The organism is Martelella sp. FOR1707 (assembly GCF_053484265.1).
Map to the genome: position 1 here is coordinate 545,037 of NZ_JBAKFP010000004.1, position 18,335 is coordinate 563,371.

Sequence of the window (18,335 nt, forward strand, 5' to 3'; positions counted from 1 at the left end):
AGTCAATGATTAGGACCCATATGACCGGAGCGATTTTGAAAGCCGGCTAGGCGAAAGCCGCAGTCGTAGCCATAGCTACGGCGAGGACTTTCAACGACGCAGGCTTTCAAAAGCGCCCGGCCCTGAAAGGGTGCGGCTGGAATGGCCCCCGAAGGCGTCAAAATCCTCGCGCGATGCTACGGCATCGCTCTGCGGTATTTTCCTACTCGGATGGCCATTCCAGCGCGCATCATATGAGTTCTAATCATTGACTCTTGGTATTACGGACATCGCAACCAAAAAGACAGCCACCTTTTCCGCCATGGCGGTTGCGGCATGGCCGGGAAAATCCTATAGGCCGGGCGTTCTCACGGGCCAGTCTCCAGGGAGAGCCATCGAAACCCGTAACGGTCGGAGCGGATCGATCATGTTTGCCAGCCTGTTCTCCATCGCCAGCCTGATGCTGTCCACCTTCCTGATGATGGTGGGCTACGGCTTGATGAACTATCTGGTGCCGGTGCGCGCCGTTGCCGAAGGCTGGTCGCCGTTGCTGATTTCACTTATCGCGACCGGCTACACGGTGGGTTTCACGCTCTCATGCATCGTCACGCCGACACTCGTGCTGCGGGTCGGCCACGTGCGGGTGTTCGGCGCGCTGATCACCCTGCTGACGGCGGCAATTCTCGCAAGCTCGCTGATGGTGGAATGGCAGGTCTGGGTGGCGTTGCGCGCCATCGCCGGCTTTGCCGTTGCCGGCTGCTATCTCGTGATCGAAAGCTGGCTCAACGAACGGGTGACCAACGAGACCCGCGGATCGATGTTCTCGGTCTACATGATCGTAACGCTCGGCGGAGCGATTGCCGGGCAGTATCTGGTGCCGCTCGGCGATCCCCGGACGACAACGCTGTTCATCGTCTGCGGAATATTGTTCGCGATTTCGATCCTGCCGACCGCGCTCTCGACGGCGCAGTCCCCGGCCCCGATCGCCAAGGTTCAGCTCGGGCTCGGCAAGCTCTACAGCCGCTCGCCCGTTGCCTTCATCGGCGCGATCCTTGCCGGCATCCTGTCCGGCACCTGGAGCAGCCTCGGCGGCGTCTATACCACCGGAAGCGGGCTTTCGACAGGACAGGGCGCAACGCTGCTCGCCTGTGTTCTGGCAGGCGGCGCGCTCGGCCAGATACCGATCGGCAGGATCTCGGACATGACCGACCGGCGCTACGTCATGATCGCTTGTGGGGCGGCGGGTGTGGTTTCGGCCTTCGCGATGTTCTTCATGACGCCGCTGACGCCCAATCTGCTCTATATTACCGCCTTCATCGTCGGCTCGATGCTCTACCCGATCTACGCGCTGAACGTGGCCCATGCCAATGACCGCGCCGACCCCAGCGAATATGTCACGATCTCCAGCTCGCTGATGGTGCTTTACGGCCTCGGCACCGTTGCCGGACCGCTGATCGGCGGCGGCGCGATGGAGCTTGCCGGCCCGCGCGGGCTGATGCTCTATCTGGCTGTCGGCTTTGCGATCTACGGCGCTTATGCCGGCTGGCGCGTATGGCGTGGCAACCCGACCGTTCACCCCGATGACCGCGCGGACTTCCACGCGATCGCCGTCCCGATGCGCGGTACCGATCCCGCCGGCAGCATCGCCGTCGATTACGAGGAGGAATACGATGCCTCGAGCTTCGACGAAAACACCCGGACGGGATAGAGCCGATCAGTTCGGGTTCTGTGAGGACGAAACGCGGCGCAGGTTGCGGCGCTCAAGCCCAAGCTTGTGCTCGCGGTAAATGATGAATATGCCGGCGCCGACGACGATGACCGAGCCAGCCATGGTGTTCAGGGTCGGTATCTCGCCGAAAACGAACAGCGAGATCAGGATTCCGAAGATGATCGAGCTGTAATCGAAGGGGGCGATGGTGGAGGCGTCGGCGAAGCGGTAGGATTCGGTCATCATGATCTGCCCGGCGCCGCCGAACAGGCCGGAAGCGATCAGCAGCGCCAGCGGCAGCGCACCCAGATCGCCCCAGCCGAAAGGGAGCGTCGCAAGCGAGATCAGGGCGGCGAAAGTGGAGAAATAGAGCGCGATGGTCGGTCCGGTCTCGGTCACCAGCAACCTGCGCACCTGCACCATGGCCAGCGCGCCGAGACAGGCGCCGGCAAGCACCATAACCACCGCCAGCGCCTCCGTCTCGCCAATCCCGCCCTGGCGAAACAGCGTCAGCTTGGGCCAGGAGATGATCAGCACGCCCAAAAGCCCGACCACAACCGCCGACCAGCGATAGATCCGCACGACCTCGCCGAGCAGCAGCGCAGCAAACACGACCGACAGCAGCGGCAGGGCATAGCCGAGCGCGATCACCTCCGGCAGCGGCAGGTGCATGAGGCCGTAAAACCCCATGCCCATGGATGTGATGCCGATAAGGCTGCGGACGAAATGGCCGAAGGGGCGAGAGGTTCTGTAGGCGCCCTTCAGTTCACGACGCCAGGCGAGGTAGACAAGGATCGGCACGATGCCGAACAGCGAGCGGTAGAAGGTCACCTGCCCCGGCGCGATGCCGCTGCCGGCGAGCTTGATGCAGGTCTGCATGCACAGAAAGGCGAGGATTGAAGACAGTTTCAGGATGATCCCGCGCAGGGGATCGTCAGGCGCTTGCGGCATTTTCGGGCGTTCTTCACGTTCGGTATCTATGGGACCATCCATAGGCCAGATAGGGCGGGAATGCACAGATTTCCCGCCGCGCAGTCAAAGATTTGCTTTTTTGAACATTCGGCGCTTTCTTAGCGCACAAATCGCTCAGGCGCAGTGAAAGAGAATGAGGCTACAATGCGTAACGACCGGACCGTCTATCTGAAAGACTATCGCCAGACGGACTTCATCATCGAAGGCGTGGATCTGATTTTCGAGCTGGGAGAGGTACTGACGACGGTTGGGTCGCAGATAAGGATGAAGCGCCGCCCGGGCGTCTCGCCCGACGCCCCGCTCGAATTTGTCGGCGACGGGCTTCAGCTTGCGGGTCTAGCACTTGACGGCAAGCCGCTGCTGCCCGAGCGCTACGAGTGCACCTCCGACCATCTGACGATCAACGATCTGCCGGCCGACGACGCGTTCACGCTGACGATCAAGACCAATATCAATCCGACCGCCAACACCCAGCTTCTGGGCCTTTACCGCACCAATGGCGTCTATTCGACGCAATGCGAGGCGGAGGGCTTTCGCCGGATCACCTATTTCTACGACCGGCCGGATGTGCTGACCGTTTACACGGTGACCATCATTGCCGACAAGGCTAAGAACCCGCTGCTTCTGTCCAACGGCAACCTTGTCGAGGAACGCGATCTCGGCGATGGCCGGCATCTGGCGAAATGGCACGATCCCTTCAGAAAGCCGTCCTATCTGTTCGCGCTGGTGGCCGGCGACCTGGCGATGATCGAGGATCTTTTCACCACCATGTCGGGCCGCGCGGTGACGCTGCGCATCTATGTCGAGCATGGCAAGGCGGAACGCGCCGGCTATGCGATGGACGCGCTGAAACGCTCCATGAAATGGGATGAGGAACGGTTCGGGCGCGAATACGACCTCGACATCTTCATGATCGTCGCGGTCTCCGACTTCAACATGGGCGCCATGGAGAACAAAGGCCTCAACATCTTCAACGACCGGCTGATCCTGGCCGATCCGAAGACGGCGACCGATGACGACTACGCCCGCATCGAGGCGGTGGTGGCCCACGAATATTTCCACAACTGGACCGGCAATCGGATCACCTGCCGCGACTGGTTCCAGCTCAGCCTGAAGGAGGGGCTCACCGTCTACCGCGAGCACGAGTTCTCGGCCGACCAGCGGTCGCGGCCGGTGGTAAGAGTGGATGAGGTCAAGTTCCTGCGCGCCCACCAGTTTCCCGAGGACGGCGGCCCCCTCGCCCACCCCGTGCGGCCGACGCAATATATGGAAATCGACAATTTCTACACGACCACGATTTACGAGAAAGGCTCCGAAGTCAGCCGCATGATCGCGACGCTGCTCGGAGAGGACGGGTTCCGCAAGGGCCTCGACCTGTTCTTCGAGCGCCACGACGGCGGCGCGGTGACGATCGAGGACTATCTGAAATGCTTTGAGGATGCGACAGGTCGCGACCTCTCCCATTTCGCGCTCTGGTATCATCAGGCCGGAACGCCGGTGATCGGAGCGCACAGTTCCTATGATGCGGCAGAGGGACGGCTGGAACTCACATTGTCGCAGAGCACCCCGCCGACGCCCGGCGAGAGCGACAAGAAGCCGCTCCACATTCCCCTGCGCGTCGGGCTTATCAGCCCGAATGGCGACGACATGGAACCGTCTTCCGTTAGCGGCGGAGAGCGCACCGGCGATGTGCTGCATCTGACGGAAAGCGAACAGACCTTCGTGTTCGAGGGCCTGGGGGCGAAGCCGGCGATCTCGCTCAACCGCGATTTTTCCGCGCCCGTGCGGGTGCGGTTTGATCAGCAGCGTGAGGATAGACTGAAAATAGCGGGCGCGGAAAGCGACCTTGTGGCGCGCTGGGATGCGATCAACGGGCTGGCGCTGGAGGTGCTTACCGACGCCACGGCGGCAGTGAGGACCGCACGCAGCGTGGATACCGACAGCGCCCTCGCCGCGATCCTGATCGAGACGGCGGAGGACAGCAGCCTTGAACCGGCCTTCCGCGCGCTGGCGCTGACGCTGCCGAGCGAACTCGATATCGGCCGCGAGATCGGTGAAGACGTGGACCCGGATGCGATCCACCTTGCCCGCGAGGCGGTGTTTTCCGCGATCGCCAATTCCGGGCGCGCATCATTCGCCAGGCTCGTGGAGGAACTGCGGGAAGACAACGGCTTCAGCCCGGATGCGGACAGTGCGGGACGCCGGGCGCTTCGAAACACGGCGCTCGCCTATTTCGCCGAAGCCGAACATTCGCCGCTGCCGGCGCAGCGCGCCTATGACGCGGCGACCAATATGACGGATATGATTGCAGCACTTCGCATACTGGCGCACCAGTTTCCGGGCAGCGCAGAAACCGGCACCGTGCTCGCCGATTTCCGGCAGCGTTTCGACGGCGAGCCGCTGGTGCTCGACAAATGGTTTACCGCTCAGGCGACCGTTCCCGGCGAAGCCACGCTGGACCGCGTGGCCGAACTGATGGGGGACCCTGCCTTCGACGAGGGCAATCCCAACCGTGTGCGCGCGCTGATCGGCGCTTTCGCTTCGTCCAATCCCACCGGGTTCAACCGCCCGGATGGCGCCGGCTACCGGTTCTTCGCGAATTTCATCCTCGCCACGGACCCGCGCAACGCCACGCTGACGGCGCGGATGATGACGGCGATGCGGTCGTTCCAATCGCTTGAAGCCGGGAGGCGCGAGAAGGCGCGGGCGGAGATTGAACGCATTGCGAACCAGGAAGACCTTTCCCGCAACCTCCGCGATATCGTCAACCGCATGTTGAAAAGCTGACGAAGGGCTTGCAAAAAAGTGCGTTCGGAGTCCTTGCCTTCGTAACCCGTAGCGCTAGCACCACGCCAATTGCGGGAGAACGGAAAGACCCCGAACACAAAAAAGCCTTTTTATGCTTATGGTTAACAAAAGGTTCCCTATGGGCGCTGGACAAGGCGAATCACGTTTGATTCACTAGGGTAGATTCGCAAAGGCGGTTTGCCGAATCACACGAGGGAACCAGACCAATGAAGAGATCGGACATGTGGGGACGCCCCACAGTCAACGGGACGTTGCGCGCTCATGCGGGGACGCAGCGGGTTTTCACCGCGGCGCAGCAGACGGGATTTGTCGGCCTCGGCGGCTTCGGTTTGCTTGAGCGGCCGGCCATCGAACGGATCCTGAAGAAGTCCATTCCCCTTCTCATCATTGCTTTTCTCATCAGCGTGGCGGCGGCGCGCGGTCTCTCGCTGATGTCGAGCCACGAGCGGATGGAAGATGCCGTCCGCCAGGCGACCGAGTTGACCTCGGCCATGGCGCTCGCCTCGCTTGAGGACGAGCTCAAGCTTTTCGAACCGACCAGCGCGGCCGAAACCGCTCAGGAATTGAACGCGCTTGTCGCAGCCGGTTCCGACACCGACCTGGTAGTGATCGACACCGCTGGCACTGTTCTGGCCGCGACCGGCGCCAGCGCGAGCCTGACCGGACGTCCACTTGCCGCCGTCTTTCCCGAACTGACCTCCGCACGCCCCAGCCGCTCGTCCGGCGGCGTCGTGGAAACGCATATCAATGGCGTGCCGTATCAGGTCTCCATGCATCTGGCGGGCAATGATGGCGGCATGGTGATCGCACTGCATTCGATGCAGACGATGAACGCCCTGTGGCGGGCGGAGATCAATCTTAACGTCACGCTGTTTGCGGCTATGGCGATGCTGCTGCTGGTAGTGGTCTACGCCTATTACGCACAGCTCAACCGCGCCGACCACACCACCGAACTGATGCTGGAAAATGAAGCGCGCCGCGACGGCATGCTGGCCAATGGCGAAACTGGCCTCTGGTCGTTCGACCCGCAGGCCGGCCTCACCCTTCTTGACGGCTCCGCCGCAATGGCGCTCGGCCTGGGCTCCGCGCCGCGGCAGCTTGACCACAGGCAAATGCTTGCGCTGATCCATCCCGACGATCGCGCCGGCTTCTTCCGCAGGTTTGCGCCGGCAGATACCGGGCTGATCGAGGCGAGTTTCCGCATCCGCCAGCATGACGGTCGCTATACCCGGATTGATATCCGCGCCCATGCCGGCCAGACCGACGGCAGAATTGCGGTCAGCGGCACGGCGATCCGCACGGCCAGCGCGAGCCGGCGGGAAGTCGAGACGGCCACGAAGCGCGCAAGCCTCTACCAGGCCGCGTTCGACGCCATGCCGCAGGCATTGGCGCTCTGGGGCAAGGACGGCCGCCTTGAGCTTGCGAATGCCAGCTTCGCCGCAGCCTATGGCGTGGACGGCAAAGCTTGCCGCGACAACCTCGTGGCAGACGATGCCGTGGTGGTTCGCCGCATCCGCAGCGACGACGCTGTGTCGAGCGAGGTCAGAACGCCGGCCGGACACTGGCAGGCGGTGAGCGAAAGCCGGCTGCCGGATGGCGCACTGCTGACCGTCGGCTCCGACATCACCGCATTCAAGAGCGATGAATGCCGCCTTCAGGGCGAACAGGCCAGGCTGCGCGAAAAGGTCGCCGCCCTTGCCGCCGCGCGCCGCAGGCTGGAGCTTAAATGCGCCGCGCTCAATCGTGCACTCGGCCGCGACATCCCGGTTCGTTATGATGAAGAAACCGGGCTCTCGTCACAAACGACTGGCAACGCAGCGGGGACGATCATCCGCAGGACGGTGGCTTAAAGCCTGCTACTCCAGCGGCAACAGCTTCTTGAAGATCGAACGCACCTCATCAGCCGTATCGGTGATCAGCGCCTCCAGCGCTTCGATATCAGGGCAATCCGACAATTTGCAAAGCCGGTCCAGAAGCCCCGCTGGCGCGGTATCGGGCTTGAAGCCGGTGTGCAGGCAGGCGCGCGTGAGCTGGGCGATATCGGTGTAAAGCGCCAGCGCCTTTCGGCAGGCTTCGAGATCGCCCGCATTCATGAACTCGGGCCCGAACCGCACCAAAACGTCATCCGTGCTCATCGCCTCGCCGCCGCCGGCCTTTTCCCGCGGCTGGTCGGAGCCGAGGTGGCAGAACTGGGCGATGAATTCGATATCGATCAGGCCGCCCGCAATCAGCTTCAGGTCCCAGATGCTTTTCGCCGGCTTGTCGCGCTCGATCCTTGCACGCATTTCCGCGATGTCGCGTGCCAGCGCTGCCCGGTCGCGCGGCTTCACCAGAACCGCATCGATGACGGCGGCCGCGTCCTTCATCAGCGATTGATCACCGCACAGCGGATGGGCGCGCGACAAAGCCATATGCTCCCAGGTCCAGGCGTCGTTGAGCTGATATTTCTCGAATGCCGCAAGACGGGTTGCAAGCGGCCCGGCATTGCCGGAGGGCCGCAGCCGCATGTCAACCTCGTAGAGCACGCCTTCAGCCGTGGGCGCGCTGAGCGCCGCCACCAGCCGCTGGGTCACGCGCCCGAAGTAGCGCGGCGCGTCAAGCGATTTCGGGCCGTCGGAAGAGCCGAGCGGGTCGTCGCAATCATAGAGCACGATCACATCGACATCTGAACCGGCGGTCAGTTCCGCGCTGCCGAGCTTGCCCATGGCAAGCACCGCGACCCGCTGCCCCGCAAGCTTGCCGTGGGACTGCTCGATTTCGGACAGCACGCCGGCGAGCGCCTCATCGATCGCAAGCGTGGCCAGCACCGTCAGCGCCCGACCAGCAGCGAAGCCGCCGGTCGCGCCGGTCAAAAGACGGATGCCGATGAGGAAGCGCTGTTCGGCGGTGAATATCCTCAGGCGATCAAGCCGCTCCTCATAGATTTCCGCGCCGGCCATGAATGCCTCAAGCCGGCCTGCAAGGTAGTCACGCGTGGGAATCTCGGTGAGCAGCGCCGGATCGAGCATGCCATCGACGATATGGGCGCGCGCCGCGATGATCTCTGCAAGGCGCGGCGCGGCGGACATGATCTCGACGAACAGAAGAAGAAGGTTGGGATTGCTCTTGAGCAGCGAGAAAAGCTGGATACCCGCAGGAAGGCCGGAGAGGAAGCGGTCGAACCGCAGCAGCGCCTCATCCGCGCGTCGACTGGCGCCGAAGGCTGCCAGCAGATCGGGCATGATCTCGGTCAGCCGCTGGCGGGCCTTGGTGCTCTGGGTGGCGCGATAGCGGCCATAATGCCAGGTGCGGATGATGCGCGCGATATCGGCCGGCCGCTCGAAGCCAAGCTTCGAAAGCGTTTCGAGCGTGCCTGGGTCGTCGTCTTCGCCGGTGAAGACGAGATTGCCGGTTTCACCCGACAGCGTCAGTTCCCGCTCGAACAGACGGGCATAGCGCTTTTCGACCGTCTTGAGGTTCGACACCAGCGCCGTTGCGAAGTCCTCGGTCGTCTCGAAACCGCTCATGCGCGCGATCCGCAGCAGTTCGGCGTCATCCTCGGGCAGAATATGGGTCTGTTCGTCGCGCACCATCTGGATGCGATGCTCGACATTGCGCAGGAACCAGTAGGCGGCCTTCAGCTCATCAGCGGTCTGCTTGTCGACCCATCGGGCCTCCCGGAGGGCGTCCAGCGCGTCGACCGTGCGGCGGCAGCGCAATTGCGGCATGCGCCCGCCGGCAATCAATTGCTGGGTCTGGGCGAAGAATTCAATCTCCCGAATGCCGCCGCGCCCGAGCTTGACGTTGTGGCCATGCACCGCCACGAGGCCGAACCCCTTGTGCGCATGAATCTGCCGCTTGATTGAATGGATGTCAGCAATCGCCGCATAATCGAGATATTTGCGGAAGATGAAGGGCGCCAATTCGGCGAGGAAGGATTCGCCGGCGGCGATATCGCCCGCGATCGGCCTTGCCTTGATATAGGCGGCGCGTTCCCAATTCTGGCCGCGGCTTTCGTAGTAGATCAGCGCCGCCTCGACAGGGATCGCAAGCGGCGTGGAGCCAGGGTCCGGGCGCAGGCGCAGGTCGGTACGGAAAACATAGCCATCGCCCGTGCGCTCCTGCAGGATGCGCACAAGGCGGCGCATCAGCTTGGGAAACAGCTCCCGCGCATCGTCGGGGTCGATAATGATCTCCGCCTCCGGCTCGAAGAAGACGACGATATCGATGTCGGAGGAATAGTTGAGCTCGTTCGCGCCGAGCTTGCCCATGCCAAGCACCACGACGCCGGAGTTTTCCGAAGGGTTATCCCGGGAGGATGGCAGCCTGATCTTGCCTTCGCCGGCGGCCGAGACAAGCAAATGGTCGAGCGTGGCGGCAACGGCGGCGGAGGCAAAGCGGCTCAGGAGATCGGTGGTGACTTCGGCTTCGAATATGCCGCCGAGATCGGCGAGCGCGGTGAGGAAGGCCACACGCTGCTTGGCATGACGGAGCCGCGTCATGATCTCGCCATCGCCCTGCGCACCGCCTTCAGCAATCCAGGCCGTGCGCGCCTTTTCGATCTCGGCCTCGATTTGCGGGCCGATTGGCTCATCGATCCGGCCAAGCAGGTCGGGCCGGGAGCGGAAGGTGTCGTGGAGAAAGGGAGAGAGCGTGAAGGCGGCCGCGAGAAAGGCGGTCAAAGGGGCCTCGGCGTCGGCGAGAACAGTCGGAAGTCCATGACTTTCGACCGCTTCGGCGAGTTCGCCCGCCGCTTCCCTTGCCGCCGCCTCATCCAGCGCAAAGATGCGCCCTGCCGCACTGTCGGCCAAGCGACCCTCGGTCTCCTGCATAGCTTCCTCCGAAACTTCTTTTCTCCGCCTTAGCATTGACGGAGTGGAAGCAAAAGCCGCTCAGCGCGACCGATTGTGCACGAGCGGAAAGCGAAGGAGCGCGGCAAGACCGCCATAGCCCGGAACATACTGGCTGGCTTCGGCAAGCATGAATTTACCACCATGCATGTCAGTCACGGCATCGACCATGGAGAGGCCGAGACCGGTGCCCGGCTTGGTGCGGCTTTCATCCAGACGGAAGAACCGCCTTTTGACGTCATCGATGCGATTGGCGGGAATGCCCGGACCGTTGTCAGCGACCATGAACACGGCATCCGCGCCCTCGCGTTTGAGCGACAGATAGATACGCGGCTCGTTTTCCGAGGAGGAGGCGTATTTTATGGCATTGTCGAGGAGGTTGAAAATCGCCTGCCCGATCAGTTCGCGGTTGCCGTTCACCGAAAGATCCTGCTCGATCGCGATTTCCAGCGTCATGCCGGCTTCCTCGGCCACCGGGCCGTAAAGCTCGGCGCTGTCCTCGACGATCGCGGACAGGTTGACCGGCGACATCTCTGCCGCAACGGCGCCTGCCTCGACGCGGGAGATCATCAGCAGCGCGTTAAAGGTGCGGATAAGCTGATCGGATTCGGCGATGATCCCTTCGAGCGAGGTGCGCCGTTCTTCCGGGTCCTCGGCGGCGGCAGCGTCGGCCGCCTTGTTGCGAAGACGCGTCAGCGGGGTCTTGAGGTCGTGGGCGATGTTGTCGGAAACCTGCCGCAGTCCCTCGTTCAGGCGGACGATGCGGTCCAGCATCAGGTTCAGCGAATTGGAGAGCCGGTCGAATTCATCACCCGAACCGGTTACAGGGAGACGCTGAGAAAGGTCGCCGGCCATGATCTTGCCGCTCGCCGACGACATCCGGTCCATACGCTTCAGCGCGTTGCGACCGATGGCGAACCAGATCACCAGCGCCCCAACGCCCATGATGATCAGCGCCAGCAGCAAGGCCTGCCTGACGACGATATGCAACCGTTCGGGATCGCCCAGATCACGGCCGATCATCAGCTTCATGCCGTTGTCGAGCACGATCACATAGCCGATCGCAAGGCTGTAGCGGTCGCCCTTGTTGTTTTCGGCAAAGCCTTCATAGCGGAAGGGGGTATCGAGCCAACCCGCATTGTCCAGGACGCCGGGCTGGAGCGAGGCGACATTGCTTGCCAGGATCTCGCCCTGCGGACTGGCGATGACATAGAGATTGGCGCCGGGCTGGCGGGCGCGTCGTTCGATCGTATTGAAAAGCCTGCGTATGCCGCCGCTTTCGAACGCGGCATCAAGCTGGGCAATCTCGCGATGGAGCGAATCACGCATCTGCCGCTCGACCAGACTTTCGGAGACGGCGGTGACATAAAACACCATCACCGCGGCACAGAGCCCGAACAGCAGAATATAGACGGCTGAGAGCCGCACCGCCGTCGACTTGAACAGAAGCTTCAGCCGCTCCCTCATCCGTTACGCATCATGCTTGATCATGTAGCCGGAACCGCGAATGGTCTTCAGCAGGGGTTTGTCGAAGTCCTTCTCGATCTTGGAGCGCAGCCGCGAAACATGGACATCGATCACATTGGTCTGCGGATCGAAATGATAATCCCACACATTTTCGAGAAGCATGGTGCGGGTGACAACCTGGCCGGCATTCTTCATCAGATATTCCAGCAGGCGATATTCGCGCGGCTGAAGCGTGATCTCGCGGCCCGCGCGGCGCACCTCATGCGAAAGACGATCAAGCTCCAGATCGCCGACCTTGTAGAGCACGTCCTGATCCGGCGCGCCCTTGCGCCGGCCGAGCACTTCGACGCGGGCGAGAAGCTCGCTGAAGGCATAGGGCTTGGGAAGGTAGTCGTCGCCGCCTGCCCTGAGACCGGTCACCCGGTCATCGACCTGACCGAGTGCGGAGAGAATCAGCACCGGCGTGTTGATGCCGCGCGCCCTCAGCGCCGATATCACCGACAGCCCGTCGCGACGCGGCAACATGCGGTCGACGACGAGAACGTCGTATTCATTCTCGCTGGCCATGAACAGGCCGCTTTCGCCATCGCCGGCATGCTCACAGGCAATGCCGGCCTCGCGAAAGGCCTTGGTCAGATAGGCGGCCGCCTCCAGATCGTCTTCGATGACAAGAACACGCATGCCGGGGACCATATCGCCATCGGCCTCGGTGTGACAAGCAGGCTCAACCGGCTCTTTAGAAAGCATCTGAGGTCTCCTGAAACGGAAAAGGCGCATGCTTCCGCGATGCGCCTCCTCCAATGCTGATGGGGAATCAGCCGGCGTCTTCGGCGTCGGTTTCCGTGGGCAGCGCGGTGAACATGCTGCCATTTTCGGTCTCTACCTGGAACAGCGCCTGCTTGCGGCCCTGATCGGCGGCATCCTTGACCTGTTTCAGAATATCCGCGGCCGAGCTGACGTCCTTGTTGTTGACGCTCAGGATCTTCTGTCCCGTTGCCAGGCCCTTGGTCGCGGCGTCGGAGTTCGGGTCCACTGCCGTGACCGTCACGCCCTTGCCGTCATCGGCCGGGCGAACCTCGATGCCGAGCTGGGTCATCAGCGAGCTTTCCGTCGGCCCGCTAAGGCCATCGGCTGCGGCGATTTCATCCTCAGTCGGGAATTCACCGAGCTTGACATCGATCGTCTGGGACTTTCCGTCACGCCAGACCGAAAGTTCGACTTCGTCGCCCGGTTCCATCATGCCGATCATACGCGAAAGCGAACGGGCATCCTCGATCACGTCGCCATTCACCGCGGTAATCACGTCGCCCTGCTTCAGACCCGCCTTGGCGCCGGGGCTGTCACTGGTCGGCTCCGAGATGAGCGCGCCTTCCGGTTTCGCAAGTCCGATCGATTCGGCGATGTCCTCGGTGACGGGCTGGATACGAACGCCGAGCCATCCGCGCTCGACCACGCCATCATTGATGAGGTCGACAACGACGTCCTGGGCCAGGTGCGCAGGGATAGCGAAGGCAATGCCGACATTGCCGCCGGAAGGTGAGAAGATCGCGGTGTTGACGCCAACGACTTCACCGCTGAGGTCAAATGTCGGGCCGCCGGAGTTGCCGTGGTTCACCGCAGCATCCACCTGGATGTAATCGTCGTAGGGACCGGAGGCGATATCGCGGCCAAGCGCCGAAACGATGCCCGACGTAACCGTGCCGCCAAGACCGAACGGGTTGCCCACTGCAACGACCCAATCGCCGACCCGCAGATTCTTGTCGTCCGCGAACTTCACGTAAGTGAACTCGCGATCGGCATCGACCTTGAGCACGGCGAGGTCTGTGCGGGGGTCCGTGCCGATCAGCTTCGCATCATACTCAGTGCCATCATCCATGCGCACCGAGAATGCGTCGCCTTCGCGCACAACATGGTTGTTGGTGACAAGGTAGCCGTCCTCGGAGACGAAGAAGCCTGAGCCTTGCGCAACCGGACGCGGACCGCCCTTGCGCGGCTGCGGCGGCGGTGTGGGCTCGTTCGGCGCGCCGAAATCATGGAAGAAGCGCTTGAGGGGGTGATCATCGGGAAGATTGTCGAAACCGCGCCCGCCAAAGCCGAAACCGAAGCTGCCATCCTGCTGGGCGACGGGCTGGACGTTGCTTTCAACGACCACGGAGACAACCGCGGGCGAGACCGCTTCGACGACATCGGCAAATCCCGGGACTTCCGGAGCCTGAACATGGACGGGGTCGGCAAGCGCTTCCGTCACCGTCAGGGTAGCGCCGGCGGAAAACAGCACGGCTGCGACGCCTGCAGCTGCCGAGGCTTTCAAGAGTGACCTGAACTTGTTTGGTCCGGTGGGCTGCTGGAACATAGGTCTGCTTTTCCTCTGGTGTCGATGGTTGAATGATTTCATATCGAATAGAGGGACTATAAAAGCTGAGACCTTACAAAACACTGTCCGCCAGATGACGGTTTGTTAATGGTCGTCCGTCTCGGACAAAATCTTCTCCAGCCGCTCCTCCTCCTGGCGGGAGAGCGGTCTGTCAGCACCGCGGCGAGCGGCCGCAAGCCGCCACAAACCGATGGCGCCCAACAGGATGAGAAGGGCCGGCGCGCCCCATAGAAGCCAGGTATGCGGCGAAAAGCGGGGCTTCAGCAGAACAAACTCGCCATAGCGCGAAACGACATAATCGATGACCTCGTCATCACTGTCGCCGGCTTCCAGCCTGCTTCGCACCAGAAGGCGCAGATCGCGGGCGAGGTCGGCATTGGAATCATCAATGGACTGGTTCTGGCAGACCATGCAGCGAAGCTCCGCGGAAATCTCTCGCGCCCGCGCCTCAAGCGCAGGATCGCTCAGCATCTCATCCGGCTCGACGGCGGCCGCAGCGATCGGGAGCAGCACGGCGAAAACCAAGACAACAAGCCGAATCATTCAGCGGCCCCCAGGGCTTGCGCTGGCTGCGTTCTTTTCTTGCTCAGCGCCGGAGCGCCAATCCGCAAACGCCGATCGGAAAGCGAGACAACCCCGCCGACAGCCATCAGCACGAATCCAAGCCAAATGCACAAGATGAATGGCTTCCACCACACCCGCACGACCCAGGCTCCATCCTGACGCGGGTCGCCAAGCGAAATATAAAGCTGGCTGGGACCGAACGTCCTGATGCCCGCCTCGGTCGTCGGCGTATTGCTTGAAGGGTAGAGCCGTTTGGCCGAGTGCACCACGCCGGATGCCCTCCCGTTCGCGCTGATCGCAAATGTTCCGCGTTCGTCGGTGTAATTGGGACCGCGCACGGTCTCGACACCCTCAAAGGTGACCGTATAGCCGCTCAGGGCGACCTCGGAACCTGGCGTCATCTCCAGCACGGCTTCCGTTTCGTAAAGCGAAACCGCCAGTATGCCCAACACGCTCACGCCGAGGCCGAAATGCGCAAGCGCCGCGCCGAAGGCCGAGCGCGGCAGTCCCTTGAAACGCGGCCATGACTTCGAAAAAGGCAGACGGACAAACCCTGAGCGGGTCCAGATATCCGACAGCGCTCCAAAGATAAGCCAGAAGGCAATTGCAATCCCGGGCACGGCCAGAACCGGTCCGCCTTCATGGAAGTAAACGAAGACCGCGGCGAAGATCAGCGCCAGGATCGCCGCCACCATGAGACGCTCCGACGCAGCCTTCAGGTCTCCTCTTTTCCACGAAAGCATCGGCCCGAAGGGTACGGCCAGCAGCAACGGGATCATCAACAACCCGAAGGTCAGGTTGAAGAAGGGCGGTCCTACCGAGATTTTCTCGCCGGTCAGCGTCTCCAGAAACAGCGGATAGAGCGTTCCGATCAGCACCGTGCCGGCGGCGACAGTCAGAATCAGATTGTTGAAGACCAGAGCGCCTTCCCGCGAGATCGGCGAAAACAGGCCTCCGGCCTTCAGGAGCGGCACCCTCAAGGCAAAGAGAGTAAGCGCGCCGCCAATGAAGAACGCAAGAATGGCCAGAATGAAAACGCCGCGGGTCGGGTCCGTCGCAAAGGCGTGGACCGAGGTGAGCACGCCGGAGCGAACGAGAAACGTCCCGAGAAGCGAAAGCGAAAATGTGAGGATCGACAGGAGCACGGTCCAGATTTTCAGCGCCTCGCGCTTCTCCATGACGAGAGCCGAATGCAGCAGTGCCGTGCCCGCCAGCCAAGGCATGAAGGATGCATTTTCCACCGGATCCCAGAACCACCATCCGCCCCAGCCCAGTTCGTAATAGGCCCAGTAGGAGCCCATCGCGATGCCGGCGGTCAGAAACAGCCATGCAAGCAGCGCCCATGGTCGCACCCAAAGCGCCCAGGCCGAATCGATCCGCCCGCTGACAAGCGCCGCGACCGAGAACGAGAAACAGACCGAAAAGCCGACATAGCCCAGATAGAGAAGCGGCGGATGAATGGCGAGGCCGATATCCTGCAAGATCGGATTGAGTTCCCGACCCTCTGCGGGAACGGGGAAGATGCGGCTGAACGGATTGGAAGTGAGAAGAATGAAAAGGATGAAAGCCATGGCGATCAGGGCCTGGATGGCAAGTACATTGGCTCGTAGATCGGCGGGCAGATTGCGCCCGAAGGCCGCCACCAGCGCGCTGAAAAACGTCAGGATCAGGAGCCACAGCAGCATGGAGCCCTCGTGATTGCCCCATACGCCCGAAAACTTGTAGATCAGCGGCATCAGCGAATGCGAATTTTCCCATACATTGCGCACGGAAAAATCGGAGAGAAGATAACTCCTGATCAGAATGGCGAACGACAATGCCACCAGCGCGAAAAGGGTCAGCGAGCCGCTGCGCGCAATGCCCATCAAGGCCATGTTCTGCGTCCGCGCGCCCACAAGCGGCAGCGTCGCCGTCAGAACGGAGACTGCCAGAGCGAGGATCAGCGCATAGAGTCCGAGTTCAACGATCAAGGTGTGCCGCCCTCCTCGCCTTCCCACACGCCCTCGGCCTTCAGACGGTCGGCGACTTCCTTGGGCATGTAGTTCTCGTCATGTTTGGCAAGCACGGTGTCGGCGCGGAAAATCCCGTCCGGTCCCATCCGCCCCTCGGTCACCACGCCCTGCCCTTCGCGGAAAAGGTCAGGCAGAATGCCCGCGTAGCGCACCTCAACGGAAGAATTGCCGTCGGTAACGGCAAAGGCAACACCCGCCCCTTCCGCGCCCCGGACCGAACCGTCCTCGACGAGCCCGCCAAGCCTTATCCGCGTTTCGGAACTGACGGGATTTTCGGCAAAATCAGATGGCATGAAAAAATAGGAGACGCTGCGGCTCAGCGCAAAAAGCACCAGCAGAACCGCGATCGCGATGAAAGCCACCCCGCCGCCGATGACAGCGAGCCTTTTTTGCTTGCGCGTCATGATCTTCCTCCCGAAAGCGCAAGTTCCGTCGCAAGCTGCTCAAGCCGCTGGCCGGCAGGGCTCTCCGCCCCGAAATAGGCCAGCGCGGCATCGTACGCCGCGTTGGCATCATCCTCCCGACCCAGCACCGCGTAGGAGCGGATCAACCGCATCCAGCCTTCAATATCGTCGGGCTCCTGTTCAAGGCGTTGCGCCAGCCCCGAGACCATGCCTTCCACCATTTCGGCACGCTGCTGCGGCGACAGCGAGGCCGCCGCGTCGATGTCCTGCTGATCGGGCCCGAACGCCGGCGCGCCCGTCTGCGCCAACCGACCTCGATTAAAGGCGATGTGCCGCTCGATCACGTCGCGTCCGGTGGCGTTCTCCGTCATTTTTTCCAGCAAGGCGTCGAATCGCTCGAGCGCGGCCTGGTGGTCCCCGGCCTGCTCATCCGCCAGCGCAATATAATATCCGGCCCTGACATTGTCCGGCGACAATGCCTCGGCCTCACGAAACGCCTCAAGCGCCTCGTCATTGACGAAACCCGATTCGAGCGACACAAGCGTCTCGCCGAGCCCCATAAGTCGCTCCGGGCTCGGGCCGGAAATCCTTATGGCATTGGCATAGGCTTCATAAGCGCGATCAAGCCTGTTTTCGCGTAAATAGACCGGCGCGATCACGTCCCATCCCCGGCCATCGTCGGGATTTTGCGCAAGATGGCGTTCGACCTGCGCGACAAGGACAGCAAGCTCCGGATTTTCCGAATTTAGGCGGGCCGACAACGGATAGTCCTTCGCGCCGGGCGCGCCCAGGAGGGGATAGGCAACGCCCGCCACAATCAGCGCAGCAAATACGCATGCCGCCGTTGCGATGCGATCGCGCGAAGCAACGCCCCGCAGCGCGGTGGCTCTGTCCGCCGCCTTCGCTTCCGAGGCCATCAGCCTTCGCCCGATTTCCGCACGGGACGAAAGATAGGCATTCTCGTCGATAAGGCCGTCTCGCCGTTCCCGATCTAGTTCTTTCAGTTGGGAACGATAGACCGGGTCCGGCCCGGCGGCGACCGCATCTGTCGGCGCGTCCCGCCGGAACAACGGTACGGCAACCGCAAAAGCCGCGGCAAGCGTCAGGACAATGGCGGCAAGCGCGAATATCATGTCGTCTTCGTACGCCACCACCGCGAAAATTCCAACAGTTCAAAACATCAGGCGGCGAACCTGCCTCAAAACGTCGCACTTCGGC

Annotated in this window: 12 protein-coding genes; 3 read left to right on the forward strand and 9 right to left on the reverse strand. The window is 62.2% G+C overall.

The features are described 5' to 3' along the window. The first annotated feature begins 406 nt into the window (after window positions 1–406). Complete coding sequence (locus V6765_RS13965) at window positions 407–1,687, forward strand: MFS transporter (protein ID WP_448429737.1); 1,281 nt, start codon at window positions 407–409, stop codon at window positions 1,685–1,687. A 6-nt stretch (window positions 1,688–1,693) separates the two neighbouring features. Here V6765_RS13965 and V6765_RS13970 read toward each other — a convergent pair whose 3' ends face one another. Beyond that, entirely contained in the window at window positions 1,694–2,638 is a 945-nt protein-coding gene (locus tag V6765_RS13970; protein ID WP_448429739.1) for a DMT family transporter, read from the reverse strand. Window positions 2,639–2,803: 165 nt separating this feature from the next. On the opposite strand from V6765_RS13970, the gene pepN reads away from it, so the two are divergent. Both pepN and V6765_RS13980 read left to right on the forward strand, forming a co-directional pair. Further along, complete coding sequence (gene pepN, locus V6765_RS13975) at window positions 2,804–5,446, forward strand: aminopeptidase N (protein ID WP_448429741.1); 2,643 nt, start codon at window positions 2,804–2,806, stop codon at window positions 5,444–5,446. Window positions 5,447–5,673: 227 nt separating this feature from the next. Beyond that, complete coding sequence (locus tag V6765_RS13980) at window positions 5,674–7,317, forward strand: PAS domain-containing protein (RefSeq protein WP_448429743.1); 1,644 nt, start codon at window positions 5,674–5,676, stop codon at window positions 7,315–7,317. Between the two features lie 6 nt (window positions 7,318–7,323). Here the strand turns inward: V6765_RS13980 and V6765_RS13985 are convergent, their stop codons facing one another. The 8 genes from V6765_RS13985 to ccmI form a co-directional block, all read right to left on the reverse strand. Next, window positions 7,324–10,278: a bifunctional [glutamine synthetase] adenylyltransferase/[glutamine synthetase]-adenylyl-L-tyrosine phosphorylase gene (locus V6765_RS13985; protein ID WP_448429745.1), complete on the reverse strand. Its 2,955-nt coding sequence runs from the start codon at window positions 10,276–10,278 to the stop codon at window positions 7,324–7,326. 60 nt (window positions 10,279–10,338) lie between these two features. Beyond that, window positions 10,339–11,763 carry an ATP-binding protein gene (locus V6765_RS13990; RefSeq protein WP_448429747.1) on the reverse strand — a complete coding sequence of 475 codons (1,425 nt, stop codon included), beginning with the start codon at window positions 11,761–11,763 and terminating at the stop codon, window positions 10,339–10,341. Window positions 11,764–11,766: 3 nt separating this feature from the next. Further along, window positions 11,767–12,456, reverse strand: a complete 690-nt coding sequence (locus V6765_RS13995) for a response regulator transcription factor (RefSeq protein ID WP_330165987.1) — start codon at window positions 12,454–12,456, stop codon at window positions 11,767–11,769. A gap of 121 nt (window positions 12,457–12,577) precedes the next feature. Continuing rightward, the gene (locus tag V6765_RS14000) at window positions 12,578–14,116 is read right to left on the reverse strand and encodes a Do family serine endopeptidase (protein WP_448429749.1); all 1,539 of its coding nucleotides are present in this window, start codon (window positions 14,114–14,116) and stop codon (window positions 12,578–12,580) included. Window positions 14,117–14,221: 105 nt separating this feature from the next. After that, the gene (locus V6765_RS14005; protein ID WP_448429751.1) at window positions 14,222–14,680 is read right to left on the reverse strand and encodes a cytochrome c-type biogenesis protein; all 459 of its coding nucleotides are present in this window, start codon (window positions 14,678–14,680) and stop codon (window positions 14,222–14,224) included. Beyond that, window positions 14,677–16,671: a heme lyase CcmF/NrfE family subunit gene (locus V6765_RS14010; RefSeq protein ID WP_448429753.1), complete on the reverse strand. Its 1,995-nt coding sequence runs from the start codon at window positions 16,669–16,671 to the stop codon at window positions 14,677–14,679. Before V6765_RS14010 ends, V6765_RS14005 begins: the two co-directional genes overlap by 4 nt. Beyond that, on the reverse strand, window positions 16,668–17,117 hold the full coding sequence (ccmE, locus tag V6765_RS14015) for a cytochrome c maturation protein CcmE (RefSeq protein ID WP_448429755.1): 450 nt from the start codon (window positions 17,115–17,117) through the stop codon (window positions 16,668–16,670). Before ccmE ends, V6765_RS14010 begins: the two co-directional genes overlap by 4 nt. Continuing rightward, window positions 17,114–18,268: a c-type cytochrome biogenesis protein CcmI gene (gene ccmI, locus V6765_RS14020; protein ID WP_448429757.1), complete on the reverse strand. Its 1,155-nt coding sequence runs from the start codon at window positions 18,266–18,268 to the stop codon at window positions 17,114–17,116. Before ccmI ends, ccmE begins: the two co-directional genes overlap by 4 nt. Window positions 18,269–18,335 lie beyond the last annotated feature (67 nt).